Genomic DNA, 15,339 nt, shown 5'->3' with positions numbered 1-15,339 from the left:
GAAAGAGCGATGATATAATTCAGCACATAATGGTTAAGTAAACGTTTAACTAGCTGCGGATATAACTTCTTTTTCTGTAGCGTTAAAGGGGGAGTTGCGGCATGGAAAGAGCTTACGTATTGGGACGAAGCGCCTGGCGCACGATCGAGGAAGGCAATGAACGGGAATGGCTGATCGGCAACGGAATCGGCGGTTATGCGAGTCACTCGGTGCCCGGCGGCGGGTTCCGGATGTCACACGGTTATCTGGTCGCTTCGACCAAAGCGCCCGTAAACCGGGTGCTGGTATTTACCAGAACCCAGGAGCAGGTCCAGATCGGTGGCAAATCTTACGATTTAACCTCGCAGCAATATGTGAACTGGCAAAAGGACGGACAGCATTACTTGAGAAGATTCAAACTGGATACCGTTCCGGAATATCACTATCAGGTGGAGGACGTGTCCATCCGCAAAACGATCGCCATGGAATACGGCCGAAATACCGTGACCGTCTGTTATGAAGTGACGGGTGGCCGGGAGCATACGACCCTCAAGCTGGTCCCGTTGTTCAATTACCGCTCGCCTGGCGAGGCTTCAGAGAAAGGGAATCTCATCTTTGAAACGGAGCAGACGGGAAAGACGCTGAAACTGGTGCCCGGCAGCCGGACGGAAACGGCGATCCACTTCATGACATCCGAGGGGGAATACGTGGACAGATCCACGTTTCCGGTAACGATGGCAACGCCGCCGTATTTATATGAAGAGGCTCACTATTACAAGTTCGAGAATCGCAACGGGTTTATGGGGGTGGATTATCATTATACTCCCTATGAAATTCAAATAGCTTTGAAACCATATGAAAAGAAAGCCTTCTATGTAAAGTGTTCCATAGATTCACTCGACGATAAAGACGGATTTGCCATCGTCCGGGAATATAAGCAGCGTATGGACGGGCTGGTGGCCCAAGCCGGATACGGAAACCGTTTTGCAGATCGTCTGGTGGAGGCCGCGGACCACTTTATCGTCCATCGTGAATCGACGGGGCTGAAAACCGTACTTGCCGGATACCCCTGGTTTACCGATTGGGGACGGGACACGATGATCGCAATGCAAGGTTTGGCGCTATCGACCAAGCGGTTCGGGGATGCCAGAGAAATTTTGGAATCGTTCTCTAAATACGTGCGGAACGGGCTGATTCCAAACATGTTTCCCGATGACGGCCAGGAGCCGCTATACAATACGGTAGACGCTTCACTCTGGTATTTTCATTCTGTGCATGAGTACCTGCGTTATACCGGAAGTCCCGAGGATTACCGATTTATCGAAGAGAAAATTTACCCGCAACTCAAGGAGATCGTTAGCGCCTACAAAGCGGGAACGGACTTTTCCATAAGTATGGACGAAGACGGTCTCATCCGTGCGGGCGGCGGTTTGGACCAGGTGACCTGGATGGATGTCAGGGTTGGCGAATGGGTCGTCACCCCGCGGCACGGGAAACCGGTGGAAATCAATGCCCTTTGGTACAATGCACTCTGTGTCATGGCGGAATTGGCGGAACGTTTTGGGGACACGGAGCCATATGATGCATTAGCACGAACCGTGCGCGAATCCTTCAACCGCCGATTCTGGAATGAAGAGGCGGAATGTTTGTACGATGTGGTCGATGTAGACCAGGGCCATGGGTTATTGGAAAACGACGGCAGAATCCGGCCGAATCAAATCTGGGCCGTCTCGCTCCCGTTTACGATGCTTCCCGCCGAGAAAGAACAAGCGGTCGTCGGTACCGTATATAAGCATTTGTACACGCCTTACGGACTCCGGTCGCTCTCTTTTGAAGATCCGGAATACAAACCCCGTTATATCGGCAAGCTCATTGACCGGGACGGCGCTTATCACATGGGAACCGTATGGGCGTTTCCGTTAGGTGCGTTTATTTCCGCTTATTGCAGGGTAAACGGTTACAGCGAGGAAGCCGTGTCAGCGGCCAAGGAGATGTGCGAGGTGTTTGAGGATCATCTTCAAGACGGAGCTATCGGCGGAATCGCCGAGATTTTCGACGGCGAGTTTGCCTGCACGGGCCGCGGTTGCTTCTCGCAGGCTTGGAGCGTCGGGGAGATTTTGCGGGCGTATACCGAGGATGTTCTGCCTTATTTAAGCGAATCGGTTAATCAATAACCCATGATATGAAGCCTGGGAAACTAAGGCGCGACAATTTTAAATGATTGGAGTGAATCCATTGTCGGTACAGAAGGAAATTGATGTGATTATGGATTATGGTGATCCGGAGGTAACCGGAGGCGTTTCCGTTTTTGACAAAGCGTTTGACGATAAATTTTATTATAACGGCGATGATTTGGGAGCGGTTTATACCCCTGAGAAAACATCGTTTCGATTATGGGCTCCGACTGCTTCGGAGGCGAAAGTCGTGTTTTACTCTTCGTGGGACAGCTTGCCCGTAAAAGAGCGGGCGATGGTCCGTGATGTGCAAGGGACCTGGGTGCTGGAAACGGCGGGAGATTACCACGGCGTTTATTACACGTACCGGGTCAAGGTCGGCACTAGCTGGAACGAAGCGGCCGATCCTTACGCCAAGGCGGTTGGCGTCAATGGCGACCGGGCGGTCGTGCTTGATTTACGCCGTACCGACCCCGAGCGGTGGACCGGAGCGATGCCGCCGTTTTCTTCGCCAGTGGACGCGGTAATTTATGAATTGCATGTCCGGGATTTATCAATCCATCCCGACAGCGGTATCCAGCATAAAGGGAAATACCTCGGCCTTGCCGAAAGCGGCACTCGCGGGCCAGGGGGGATTCCGACCGGCCTGGATCATATTGCAGGGCTGGGCATCACGCATGTTCAGTTGCAGCCGATTTACGATTATTCCACGCAGAGCGTGGATGAGACCAAATTGGATGAGCCGCATTTTAACTGGGGCTACGATCCGAAAAATTATAACGTTCCCGAGGGCTCCTACGCTACGGATCCGTATGCTCCCGCTTCCCGGATCACGGAATTGAAGCAGTGCATCCAGAGTCTTCATGACCGGGGTTTGCGGGTGATCATGGACGTGGTTTATAACCACGTATACGACGGATATCTGGTCAACTTCACCAAGCTGGTTCCGGGATACTATCTTCGCTACAACCCGGACGGAACCTTCTCGAACGGTTCGTTCTGCGGTAATGAGTGCGCTTCCGAACGGCCGATGATGAGAAAATTCATCGTCGAATCCGTATTGCATTGGATCCGCGAGTATCATATCGACGGCTTCCGGTTCGATTTGATGGGCCTGATCGATGTGGATACGATGAACGAAATCCGGCGCCGGGTCGATGAGATCGATCCTTCGATCCTGATGATCGGCGAAGGCTGGAACATGGGGACCGTTCTGCCGGAAGATCGTCGCGCCCATCAAGGCAACGCCTGGCGCATGCCGAGAATCGCCCATTTCAACGACGGTATCCGCGATACTGTGAAAGGGGACACCTTTATTTTCGGATCGAAGGGGTTCGTCGGCCGGGGCGGCGGGCTTGAGGATGGCGTCAAACGCGGCGTAGTCGGCGGCATCCGCTACAGCGGCTCGATTGAACAGTTTGCGGATGAACCGGTACAAAACGTTAATTATGTTGAATGCCATGATAACCATACTCTTTGGGATAAATTGGATATTTCCTCCGCCGTTGAATCGGAAGAACAGCGCACTCAAATGCACCGGCTCGCTTCGGCGATAATTCTCACCGGGCAGGGCATCCCGTTTATACATGCCGGCCAGGAATTCATGCGTTCCAAGAACGGGGTGGAGAACAGCTACAAATCGGCGATTGAGATCAACTGGCTGGATTGGGGACGCTGTGCAAGCCGTCAAAATGACGTGTTATACATGGCGAGCTTGATCAAGCTGCGGAAATCCCATCCCGCTTTCCGATTGCGGACGGCCCAGGAGGTTCGCGAGCATTTGAATTTTGAACCGGCGCCTGCTCATGCCGTGGCTTATACACTGCGGAATCACGCCGGTGGCGACTCCGACCGCCATCTGTATGTACTCTATAACGCCAATGCGGAGCCGATTTCTTTGGAACTGCCCGATCTCGGTGACTGGCAAGTGCATTACGGGAATGAATTCGTTCAAAAGCTCGGGAATAACAGACTGGAAGTCCATGGAACCGGTATGGTCGTTTTGAACATAACTTCCTAAACTGTCCCAATGCCGAACAATTAAATAGCTTATAACAACCGCAGGATGAACACTTGAATGAGTGAACAGCCTGCGGTTTTTGAATTTGCAGAAACTAGATGTGAAATTACAGGTGTTGCATGAAAATTCCGAAAACAGAGGAAGCATTCGACAAATTTTCCCTTACTTTTACAAATAACTGTGATAAGATGTGTTCAAACGTTTTGCGCAAACGTTTGAACAACAGATATTTTAATCACGATGTGAAAGGAGGGAATTCAGATGGAGTCATTAATATGGACGAATCATGGCCAATTGGAGCTTGTCGAGGAGGAGTCTCCTTCTTGTTCCAAGCCAGGTGACGTAAAGATACAAATCCAGCTCTCAGGCATTTGCGGTACGGATCTTGCTGTTATTACGGGTAAAGAACCGGGACTTCCGGGTGTTGTTCGCGGTCACGAGGCTGTGGGGACTGTTGTCGATATCGGGTCTGCGGTAACCCGTTTCCGGGTAGGAGACCGCGTTGTGATCGACCCTAACCAAAGCTGCGGGGAATGCCGGTTTTGCCGGAAAGGAAGGCTGCATCTCTGCATCGGTCCGGATGGACAAGGGATGCCGATCGCCGGTTTGAATATTTCCGGAACGTTTGCCCCCTATTTCGTTACCGACGAGTCCTTTGTTCACAAGTTACCGGAGGGCATGAGCTGGGAGGCGGCGGTGCTTGTAGAACCGCTTGCATGCGTGCTGCACAATTTCAAGGAAGCCGGAATAACCCGGGAAGACCGGGTTTTGATATTGGGGTCCGGTCCGATGGGGCTGCTTTGTCAAATCGTAAGCAGAGCCTTGGGGTGCATCACGATAGCTACAGAAATAAATCCGTATCGGCTGTCGTATTCGCGCCGTTTTTCGGAGGTGGTCCTAACCCCGGCGGAGCTGGCTGCGGAAACAGAACTCCGGCTTGGGGAATCCGGCAAATACGATGTTGTCATCGATACGGTGGGAACCCAAATGGACCTTGCGGAGCAATGGGTGGAGCGAGGCGGCAGAATCGTTCCCTTCGGCATTAACGGAGGTTATCGATATCTGTTGACTCCGACCCATTACACACAGAATGCCATCAAAATCATAGGTGCCGGAGAATACCTCAATACCTTCGAAGAGGCGCTTGACTTTGCGGCGAATCATCCGGATTTGGCGTCCCTGGTGACAAAAAAATATCCGCTCAAACAATATGAGACGGCCATTCACGAGCTATTGGGCTACGAGCTGTCAACGGGAAATCGTCTTCCGTCCGAAACGATGAAAACCGTATTCACGTTCTGAACAGAATTTTTGAAGAAAGGGGATGCAGTGCATGGCACACCAAGAGGGATTGAGACATATATACCGGTTTCTGGCCTCCCGCCAGCGCGAAGAACTGCCGTCGATCTGGATTCCGGCGATTTGGAACGAATGCCGGTACCCGGATATTCTGAATACGAAAAATAATGAAATTGAAGTGCAGCCGGTACCCTTTTTTCTGCATCATCTAAATTACCTCTTTCAATTGTCGCAATCCCATGCCTTTTCAGAGGGAAGAAATCTGGATCGCAGCGTCATTTATTCGTCGCTGGTCCGCTATTCGGCGGCCTGGGACTACAACCATGACGGAAGCGTCCAATCAGGGACCTTTTTGCGCTTCATGATTCTGCTCCCGCTGCTAAAGAAGATGGGCGTAAATATCTTGTATTTACTGCCGGTCACAAGATACAGCCAAATGCATTGGAAAGGGGACGTGGGATCTCCTTACGCGGTTCATTCGTTGTTTGAGCTTGATCCCGAACTGCACGATCCCTTGCTGGACGGAATCCCCGAATTTACGCTGCATGACGAAATGGGCTCGCTCGTTGAGGCTTGCCATCTGCTCGGCATGAAAGTTGTAGTAGATTTTATCCCCCGGGTGACCGCACGGGATAGTGAAATTATTGAAGAGCATCCGGATTGGGTGTACTGGATCGGTAAAGAACATCTGGACGGGTTTACTCCGCCGCATATTCCGGAGCTTGGATTCTTTGAAGAATGCACGCCGGATAAACTGGAGACCGTTTATCGAAGTGCAGACACTTCTTCGTTTCTGAGTAAATTTTCACCTCCGCCGAATGAGCTTAATCCGCTGCTATGGCAATGCCTGAAGCAGCGTGCCCGGCAATCCGGGGAGCAACTGCTTTCTCTTGTGGAGACAGAAATGGGAATTACTACGGCGCCGGCACATTCCGACTGGATCAATGACGTTCAGCCGATCTGGACGGATATCGCTTTTTACAGGCTGTATAAGGACGTTTCGCCTCAAGTAAGGCATCTGATACAGCCGGGTCAACCGCCATACGTGTTATTTGACACGATCAAATGCAATATGTATCCCGGGTCCGAACCGAACCAGGAATTGTGGGACATGCTGGTGGAAGCCATTGAATTTAACTTACATACTTACGGCATCGACGGGTTTCGGATCGACATCGGTCATGTTCTGCCCGTGGCGCTTCTCGAGGAAATGTTCCGGAGAATCAAGAAAATCAGGCCGAACGCCATCCTGATCAGCGAAGATTTGTTCAACCGCAACCATCGAAAGGCGGCGAGCACCGGCTATAATATTATGCTTGGCAGCGGCTGGAATATCATGACGGATATTTCCGTAGAGACACTTCAGGCTTATCTAAAAGAACTTCCGGAACTGGCCATTCATGTCTTTGCCTGTTCCGAAACGGCGGACACGCCTAGAATTACAAGTCGCGGCGGAATTCCGCTGGCTCGTATGATGAGCGTCTTCAACAGCTTTTTGCCAAACGCCGTTCCGTTTCTGACTACGGGAATGGAAGTGAACGAAGAGCAGCCGCTCAACTGCGGCCTTGGAGACAATACGGGAGGCGCGGACATCCCGCGGGCATTTTTCAACCGGTTATCCATTAACTGGACGCATCCGCTGCCCATGATCCCCCTGTTGAACCGCTTGTACTCTTGCAAGAACCAGCTGGATTATCTGGTGCAGCCGCATAACTTTTTTATACCAAATCCCCAGGGTGAGGTATTGATGTACGCCTATTTATATGGCGGTGAGCTGCTTGTAGGCTGTTTTAATTTAAGTCCGGATGAACCGCAAACCGTAAGCCTGAATGCCGTATATCCCGTATCGAAGGGATGGACTGTCCTGATCGACAGCCGGGCCGATTCCGAATCCGAGCCGGCGCAGCTTCATTCAGCAGTAGACCGGCAGGGCGAGTGGTTGCTTCAGCCTTATCAGGGCATGATTTTTTATCATCCTCAAATCAAAATTTAAAAACACGGAGGCAGGTGCAAAGATGGGATCACATCCAAAGAAGCTGGTGATTTGGCATGAATTCGATGGACCGGGGGATACCTCCATTGAACTTTTGGAACGTTTATGCCATGAATATTCCCGGCAAAATGACATTCAGGTTATTCCCGAAGTGATGAATATTTCGGAGCTGGTCATTCGCTTGAACGCAGTAGGCGAGGGAGGCGAGGCCCCCCAAATGGCTCTGGTTCCCGCGGATATGGCTGGATTCGGTCAGAAGGCGAAGTATTCCAGGGTACCGGATGAACTGCTGTCGCTAGTAGCCCCGCATGGTTCCGGCTTTCTCGAATCCATGCGGTCTGAAGGAATACCCTATGGCTTGCCTGTTCTTACGGGTAACCATCTGGTGCTGTATTACAATCGTGAAATTTACCCGGAGCCCCCGGCATCTTGGGAGGAAATCGAAGATCTGGGTGACGGATTGTTGGAGAAGGGCATTATTCCCGTTGCCGCCGACTTACGGGAGCCCTACTGGTTCATGCCATTTTTGACGGCATTCGGAGGTTGGCCCATGGCGGAAGGCACGCCTTGTCTCCCGCAGAGCGAGATGAAGCGGGCGCTGCAATATGTTCGGACCCGGATGAACAGCGGTCTACTGGCCAGTTTGAACGGATCGGTCGAACTATTGGAGGGATTCATCGCCGGGGAAGTCGGCGCAATTATTTGCGGGGAGTGGATATATAATCACCTGGATCGGCATATGACATCAAAGCTAGGCGTTGCAAGGCTGCCTTCCATACAGGGCCGCCCATCCATATCCATGTCATCGGCGATCGGACTGGTTTTCCCGGGCTATTCGCTGGAGTCGGAGTTTCGGGAAGAGGTTATTTCCTTTGCGGCCTTCATGCTAAGTGCGGAGAGCCAAATGAAATGGGGAACGGAGGTTCAGCGGATTCCCGTTCATTCGGAGGCACGCGGTAGATTGAAAAACTTAACCGGTGTTAATAGAGGGACGCTTGCGGCACTGTTGGAAGAGAGTCGGTCCATGCCGATTGAACCGGCCATGGCTTCGGTTTGGGAGGCGATCCGAGCGGGTCTGCTAGTCTTGGAGAAAGAAGGCGAAGCGTCTGCCTGGAGTGCGATGGATCAACATTTTAAGCAGTCTGCCGGTGTCCTGTAAACAAAAAACAAGGAATGAGGGATGATCCATGAAAACGAGCGTATTTAGCCAGATTTCTATCGACGGTAAGCTGACATTGGGTCCGGGGCAGTCCAGCAAGCCCTTGTTCAGTCTCTTTGATGGCCGGGATATGGAGTATATTCACAAATTTCGGGGCAAGGTTGACGGCATTATGGTCGGAAAAAATACCATCACCACGGACAATCCCTTTTTGACGAACCGTTATGAAGAGAACAAGAATCCGGTGCGGATTATCCCCACTAGAACCATGGATATTCCGATGGATAGCAATGTGCTGACGGATGAGGGACAAACCCTCATTGTTACGACGGAGAACGGCAAGGATGAACGCAAGATTGAACAGCTCCGGGAACGGGGCAAGGAGTGCCTGATTTGCGGGCAAGACAAAGTGGATTTCGGGCAAATGTTTAACTTGCTGGAGGAAAAGTACGGCATCAACAGCTTGATGGTGGAGGGCGGAGGCTTTCTGAACTGGCATGTTTTCAACCAGGATCTGGTTGACGAGATCATACTGATGCAGCTTCCGATCATCATCGGCGGAGCCTCCAACATTACGCTGGTTGATGGGGAAGGCTACACAGAGCTCGATTTTACCAAAAAGTTTAAGGTGGTCGAAGTGGAGCCGAAGGATAATTACACCTTGCTGCGGTATTTAAAAGCGGTTTGAATATGGGGGATCAGGTTAAATGAGCGATGAGTTAAAAAGAGATTTTTATAAGAACGTATATAAAATTGCGCTTCCGGTAACGTTTCAAAGCCTGATTATGTCTTTGCTCACGCTCACGGATCAGTTGATGGTGGGACAGCTGGGCGATGTGGCCATCGCTTCCGTCGGAATGGCAACGAAAATATACGGAGTCATTTCCGTAGTGCTCGCCGGTCTTTCTGCCGGCGTGTCGATTTACGCGGCCCAGTTCTGGGGAAAACAGGACCGCAAAAGCATCTCTCAATTGCTCGGTATCGGCCTCATGGCCGGGTTTGCATTATCGTTTCTATTCACACTGCTCGTCTTCTTTCAGCCCCAGCTTTGTTTGTCCTTGTTTACGACGGATGAGCGGATCTTGGGAGAGGGGTACATTTATCTGCAGCTCATCTCGCTAAGTTATGTGCCGACGATGCTTACGATGATGTATTCCGCCATTCTAAGAAGCACGACGCATGTTAAATTGCCGATGTTCGTCAGCTTGTTCACGGTAGTTCTGAATATTCTACTGAATTATTTGCTGATCTTCGGGAATTGGGGTTTTCCGGAATTGGGGTTAAAAGGATCGGCTATCGCAACGTTAATTGCCAGAATTGTGGAGTGCATATTAATTATTGGAGCTGTCTATAAGTTCAGGCTTCCGGGTTCGGTCGATTTCGGCAACCTGTTCGTAATTCCAAGACCGCTCCTGAAAAAGTTCATTCAAACAACTTATCCCATCATCCTGACCGAATTCATCTGGGTCATGGGCGAGACGGCTTATGCCATGATCTACAGCCGGATGGGAACCTCCGAGATGACGGCGATGACGATTACCTTTCCGCTGCAGGGCATCTGTATCGGATTGCTCTCGGGATTGGCCAGCGCGGGCGGAGTCATGGTCGGCAACAAGCTCGGAGCCGGGGAAGAAGAGACGGCCATGCAGTACGCCAAACGGTTCATTGCATTGGGAATATCCGTTTCCCTTGCCGTCGGCCTGGTGATTGCGGCAGCTTCCCCTTGGTATGTATCCTTCTTTAATATTTCGGGGGAAGCCCACCGCTTGGGAATTTACCTGGTTTGGGTATTTGCCGCTTTCTTATGGGTCAAGGTCGGAAACATGATTATGGCCGGGGGCATTTTGAACAGCGGCGGGGACAGCAAATTCGTATTTGCGATGGAATCGGCGGCAACGTGGCTGATCGGGGTTCCGTCCGGGCTGCTCCTGTCGTTTGTCTTCAAACAACCGGTTTACCTGGTGTATCTTGTGCTGTCCTTAGAGGAGGTTGTCCGGCTCGGCATCGGCTTGGCCCGAATCCGGTCGCGTAAGTGGATCAAGAACCTGGTAGGCGATATCGCGGCATAAGCCTTGTAAGGAGCCTGTTTGCTCCGGATCAAGCGGCAATAAGTGCCGACGCGGCGCAATTTGTTCTGAACATGTTGACTAAGTAGCCATGAAAAAAGCAGGCCCTGCATAATATCGCAGGGCCTGCCTTTTTGTATTCATACTATAACTTAGATCGTAACGGAAGATCTTTGCGCCTGGATTTCTCCGTGTGCGCTGACCGTATAGCTGCGGTCATAGATCCGGATCGCGGCCGGTGTATCGGTCTCGTTCGTCACGGTGATGACGTCTTCGCCGACGTTGACCTTCAACGTAGCGCCGCGGAACATTACGTTGAACGAGAAGGACTTCCAGTGCGAAGGAATGAACGGCTGGAGCACCAGCTCGTCGTTCTTAACGCGGAGTCCGGCGAACCCTTGGATAACAGCCATCCAGGTTCCTGCCATACTTGTGGTGTGGCAGCCGTCTTCAGTATCGTTATTGTAGTTGTCCAGATCCAGACGCGCAGTGCGCAGGTACATTTCGTACGCTTTGTCCTGATAGCCGAGCTCGCAGGCCATAATGGAGTGCACGCAAGGGGACAGGGAGGACTCGTGAACGGTCAACGGTTCATAGAAATCGAAGTTCCGTTTTTTCGTTTCGAGATCGTATCTGTCGCTCAGGAAGAACAGGCCTTGCAACACGTCCGCTTGCTTAATGTAGCAGGAACGCAGGATCCGGTCCCAGGACCAGTTCTGGTTGATCGGCAGGTTTTCCGGAGCCAGGTCTTTGACCGGAACCAGTTCCTTGTCGAGGAAGCCGTCTTGTTGCAGGAAAACTCCGCGCTCTTCGTCGACCGGATAGTACATATTGTCGATGATATGCTGCCACTTGGCGGTTTCTTCGTTCGTCAGCTTCAACTTGTCGATCAGCTCGAGATAGCGGGCGTTCTCGTTCTTTTTCAAATAATCGAGCACTTCCAGCGTATACTCCATCGTCCAGCAAGCAATCCGGTTTGTATACCAGTTGTTGTTGACGTTGTTCTCGTATTCGTTTGGACCGGTAACGCCGAGCATTACGTATTTTCCTTTGGTGTTGGAGAAGTTGACGCGTTCTTCCCAGAACCGGGAAATTTCCGCGAGCACTTCCAAGCCGTACTGACTCAGATAGGATTTATCTCCGGTGTAATTCACATAGTTGTAGATTGCGTAAGCGATCGCGCCGTTCCGGTGAATCTCTTCAAACGTGATCTCCCATTCGTTATGGCACTCTTCGCCGTTCATGGTAACCATCGGGTAGAGCGCGCCTTTAGTGAAGCCGAGCTTCTTGGCGTTTTCCTTTGCCTTCTCCAAGTGCTTGTAGCGATAGATCAGCAAGTTGCGGGAAATGTTCGAATCCGCAGTACTCAGATAGAACGGTACGCAGTAAGCCTCGGTATCCCAGTAGGTGCTGCCGCCGTATTTTTCCCCTGTAAAGCCCTTCGGTCCGATGTTCAGACGATCGTCTTCCCCGGTGTACGTTTGATTCAATTGGAAAATATTAAAGCGGATCCCTTGCTGAGCCGAGACGTCACCTTCAATAATGATGTCGCTGCCTTTCCACTTATCAGCCCAGGCATCGGCTTGTTCCTGACGCAGGGTATCGAATCCGGCCGCATGTGCTTCAAGCAAGAGGTTTTTGCCCACTTCCACAAGCTGGCCTAATCCGTGATTGCGGGAAGTCACGTTGGCGACATATTTGTATACAGTCAGTGTTGCATCTTGTTCAACTTCAAAAGCGGCTTCCGCGGAAACGAATTTTTCGCGCTCGGATACGGAGGCTTCAAACTCCAGCTTTTGTCCGTTCTTGTAAACATCAAAAGCCATGACCGACGTAACATGGAAATCCAGCTTTTTCGTTTTCAAAGTCAGGTAAGAGAGATCCGGAGCCGCTGCCTTTTCCACTTCGAGCCAGAATTTCTCGTCATAGTTGGAATCCTTGTTCTGAACGTCTCCGTCCAAATAAGGCACAATCCGGATACTTCCGGAGAAATTAAGCGGGGTAATCGAATAGCGAATCGCTCCGATTTCCTGACGTTTCATGCTAACGAAGCGGATCGATTCCACACGAACTTCTTTGCCGCTCTCCATCACTGCTACGAAACGGCGGGACAAGTAGCCTTCTTTCATGTTCAACTCGCGTACGAAGTCTTTAACCTCGCATTTGGCAAGGTCCAGCGACTCGCCGTTGATGAGCACGTTGATACCGATCCAGTTGGTGCTGTTCAACACTTTCGCAAAATATTCGGGATACCCGTTTTTCCACCAGCCGACCCGCGTTTTATCGGGATAATATACGCCGGCCATGTAGCTGCCTTGGAGGGACTTTCCGCTGTATTGCTCCTCAAAATTTGCACGTTGACCCATGAACCCGTTACCGATGCTGAAGATGCTCTCGGAAATTTCATGCGTAGAAGGGTCAAAAGATTCCTCAATAATGGACCACTCATCCAGTTTTAAATATTGTCTCACGATTTACCGGCTCCTTCTTTAAGTTATCAAGTGTTTTGTTTATATGAATAGGGTTATAAAAAAAGAATGGCAGTTCTAGACGGCGGCAATACTCAACAGCCGATCGACCGTAATATCTCCAAGTGATGCGATGACGAGATTGGCTTTGCCGAGCGTGCATGGCGATCCGATGCCAACGCTGCGCATCCCGGCCCGCTGAGCCGCTTCAATACCGGCTTCCGCGTCTTCGAAGACGACGCATTCATCCGGGGAGACGCCCAGTTCAGTAGCCCCCAGCGTAAATACTTCGGGATCGGGCTTGGCGCTGGTAGTCCGGGTCCCGTCGATAATGGCGTCGAAATATGGCGTGAGCCCGGTGTTGTTCAAAATAGTCATGGCATTTTTGCTGGCTGAACCCAGGGCGACTTTTAAGCCATTCTCCCGGCAATCCTTCAGAAATTCAAGCGCTCCCGGCAGAATTTCGGAATCATCCATTTTGGAGATCATATCGAAATACCAATTGTTCTTGCGCTCGGCGAGCTCCAGCTTGGCCGCTTCATCCAGTTCGACTCCGCCGACGCTAAGCAAAATATCGAGCGAAGCCATTCGGCTGACACCCTTTAATCGTTCGTTGTCCTGCTCGGTAAACTCAAAGCCCAATTCGTCGGCCAAGCGTTTCCAGGCAAGATAGTGATATTTGGCGGTATCGACAAGCACACCGTCCAGATCGAATAAACATGCTTTAATTGAGGTCATAACCTCTCCTCCTCCTATAGCGCAAACGTTTGAACAAATTGCAAAAAATAAAAGAAGCCGTCGCTTCGATTATTTTTTGTGTCCCGCGCCTTATTTTTTCGATATCGAATACATGGAAGATTCACGAACCATCAAACGATGTGGAATGATTTGCCGCTTCTGATAGTTCTTGTCGTTGTTGTTTTGGATCGACTGGATCAGAACCTGGGAAGCGGTGTATCCCAAATTGTAAATTCCGATATCTATGCTGCTGAGCGGTGGTGTCGACAATTCAGACAAGGGAATGTTGTTGAAACTGACCAAACATAAATCTTCGGGGACTTTGTACTTGAGCTCATGCAGGCCACGCAACACGCCGAAGGATACCACGTCGTCGATTAGGACGATCCCCGTAGGACGATCCGGTAAATTCATGAAGAACGACATCGCACGATAGCCGCTGTCTTGCAAGAATTCTCCTTCCACAATCCATTCAGGGCGCATTTCCAGTCCCGAATCATGCAACGCATCCAGATACCCCTTTAGCCGGTCCTTGGAAACGACCAGGTCGGGAGGTCCGCTGACGAACCCGATCCGTTCATGTCCGAGCGAGATCAAATGCTTCGTGGCATCATATGAAGCCTGGACGTTATCGTTATCCACCGATAAAATATCGGGATATTGCTCGCTTCGTCCAATCAGAACGAAATGGTGACCGTTCTCATGCAGGAAATCGATAACAGGGTCATCTTTCCTCGAATAAAGTAAAATCACTCCATCTACCCGGCGTCCGTTAATCAGTCTGGATACGCCTTCAATTTCTTCTTTTTCATTGGCCCCCGAGCTAATCAGCACGTCGTAGCCTAAACGGCTGGCTTGCGTGACAATCCCGCGGATCAATTCCATGAAGAAAAAGTTGGAGAATAACTCCTCGGCAGACTTCGGCAACATGATGCAAATACTGTTGGTTGTTTTGGATACCAGGCTCTTAGCCATGATATTCGGATGGTATCCAAGCTGATCCATAATGTCCTTTACTTTTCTCGAAGTTTCGGCGCTAATTCTTGGATGATTGGACAGCACCCGGGACACGGTAGAGGGTGATACTCCGGCCTTTTTGGCAACATCTTTTATGGTAACAGCCATAAAAAACCTCCTCTGTGGAACCGTTTGCTTTACATTGTAATATTAATCGAAACATAGCGGAAAGTAAATAGAGAAAGCGGGGAATAGGTGTCATATTATGAGCATTTTCCCCTAGAGATGGGCATGATTGTGAGATTTTTACTTTATTAATTAAATAATAAGTAATTCGAAGATTGAAAGAGAATGAATAAGGAAACAGAAGGAATAGGGATAAAATCCTCTAAAAATCAACTGTGCAAACGTTTTAACATTTGGAAGCGCTTAATATAATATGATTAGAAACATAAAAGCGCTTTCCACGCTTAATGTACTCCTTAG

At 50.5% G+C, this 15,339-nt stretch carries 10 protein-coding genes; 7 read left to right on the top strand and 3 right to left on the bottom strand.

Annotated elements, in window-relative coordinates; all coding sequences use genetic code 11:
* Positions 1-101: 101 nt before the first annotated feature.
* The 7 genes from KB559_RS12600 to KB559_RS12570 all read left to right on the top strand — a co-directional run bounded on the left by KB559_RS12600 (position 102) and on the right by KB559_RS12570 (position 10,693).
* On the top strand, positions 102-2,153 hold the full coding sequence (locus KB559_RS12600) for an amylo-alpha-1,6-glucosidase (protein WP_211022290.1): 2,052 nt from the start codon (positions 102-104) through the stop codon (positions 2,151-2,153).
* A 61-nt stretch (positions 2,154-2,214) separates the two neighbouring features.
* Entirely contained in the window at positions 2,215-4,173 is a 1,959-nt protein-coding gene (gene pulA / locus KB559_RS12595; protein WP_211022529.1) for a type I pullulanase, read from the top strand.
* Positions 4,174-4,434: 261 nt separating this feature from the next.
* The gene (locus tag KB559_RS12590) at positions 4,435-5,475 is read left to right on the top strand and encodes a zinc-dependent alcohol dehydrogenase (RefSeq protein WP_211022289.1); all 1,041 of its coding nucleotides are present in this window, start codon (positions 4,435-4,437) and stop codon (positions 5,473-5,475) included.
* Between the two features lie 31 nt (positions 5,476-5,506).
* The gene (locus tag KB559_RS12585; RefSeq protein ID WP_211022288.1) at positions 5,507-7,465 is read left to right on the top strand and encodes an alpha-amylase family protein; all 1,959 of its coding nucleotides are present in this window, start codon (positions 5,507-5,509) and stop codon (positions 7,463-7,465) included.
* 22 nt (positions 7,466-7,487) lie between these two features.
* On the top strand, positions 7,488-8,624 hold the full coding sequence (locus tag KB559_RS12580; RefSeq protein WP_211022287.1) for a sugar ABC transporter substrate-binding protein: 1,137 nt from the start codon (positions 7,488-7,490) through the stop codon (positions 8,622-8,624).
* Between the two features lie 28 nt (positions 8,625-8,652).
* Entirely contained in the window at positions 8,653-9,312 is a 660-nt protein-coding gene (locus KB559_RS12575; protein WP_211022286.1) for a dihydrofolate reductase family protein, read from the top strand.
* Positions 9,313-9,331: 19 nt separating this feature from the next.
* Positions 9,332-10,693 (top strand): MATE family efflux transporter, encoded by a 1,362-nt coding sequence (locus KB559_RS12570; RefSeq protein ID WP_211022285.1) that lies wholly within the window; start codon positions 9,332-9,334, stop codon positions 10,691-10,693.
* A gap of 149 nt (positions 10,694-10,842) precedes the next feature.
* Here the strand turns inward: KB559_RS12570 and KB559_RS12565 are convergent, their stop codons facing one another.
* From KB559_RS12565 to KB559_RS12555, 3 genes are all read right to left on the bottom strand, one after another.
* Positions 10,843-13,161: a glycoside hydrolase family 65 protein gene (locus KB559_RS12565; protein ID WP_211022284.1), complete on the bottom strand. Its 2,319-nt coding sequence runs from the start codon at positions 13,159-13,161 to the stop codon at positions 10,843-10,845.
* Positions 13,162-13,236: 75 nt separating this feature from the next.
* Positions 13,237-13,896 carry a beta-phosphoglucomutase gene (gene pgmB / locus KB559_RS12560; protein ID WP_211022283.1) on the bottom strand — a complete coding sequence of 220 codons (660 nt, stop codon included), beginning with the start codon at positions 13,894-13,896 and terminating at the stop codon, positions 13,237-13,239.
* 90 nt (positions 13,897-13,986) lie between these two features.
* Positions 13,987-15,021: a LacI family DNA-binding transcriptional regulator gene (locus KB559_RS12555; RefSeq protein WP_211022282.1), complete on the bottom strand. Its 1,035-nt coding sequence runs from the start codon at positions 15,019-15,021 to the stop codon at positions 13,987-13,989.
* Between the last annotated feature and the right edge of the window lie 318 nt (positions 15,022-15,339).

The sequence above is a fragment of the Paenibacillus sp. Marseille-P2973 genome, assembly GCF_018101095.1.
GTDB classification, from domain to species: domain Bacteria; phylum Bacillota; class Bacilli; order Paenibacillales; family Paenibacillaceae; genus Fontibacillus; species Fontibacillus vini.
This window is presented reverse-complemented; position numbering and strand designations above follow the sequence as displayed.

Excerpts from the sequence above, each read along its gene's own strand:
- KB559_RS12600 (WP_211022290.1), top strand. The coding sequence starts at position 102 with ATGGAAAGAGCTTACGTATTGGGACGAAGCGCCTGGCGCACGATCGAG.
- KB559_RS12590 (WP_211022289.1), top strand. The coding sequence starts at position 4,435 with ATGGAGTCATTAATATGGACGAATCATGGCCAATTGGAGCTTGTCGAG.
- KB559_RS12585 (WP_211022288.1), top strand. The coding sequence starts at position 5,507 with ATGGCACACCAAGAGGGATTGAGACATATATACCGGTTTCTGGCCTCC.
- KB559_RS12580 (WP_211022287.1), top strand. The coding sequence starts at position 7,488 with ATGGGATCACATCCAAAGAAGCTGGTGATTTGGCATGAATTCGATGGA.
- KB559_RS12575 (WP_211022286.1), top strand. The coding sequence starts at position 8,653 with ATGAAAACGAGCGTATTTAGCCAGATTTCTATCGACGGTAAGCTGACA.
- KB559_RS12570 (WP_211022285.1), top strand. The coding sequence starts at position 9,332 with ATGAGCGATGAGTTAAAAAGAGATTTTTATAAGAACGTATATAAAATT.
- pgmB (WP_211022283.1), bottom strand. The coding sequence starts at position 13,896 with ATGACCTCAATTAAAGCATGTTTATTCGATCTGGACGGTGTGCTTGTC.
- KB559_RS12555 (WP_211022282.1), bottom strand. The coding sequence starts at position 15,021 with ATGGCTGTTACCATAAAAGATGTTGCCAAAAAGGCCGGAGTATCACCC.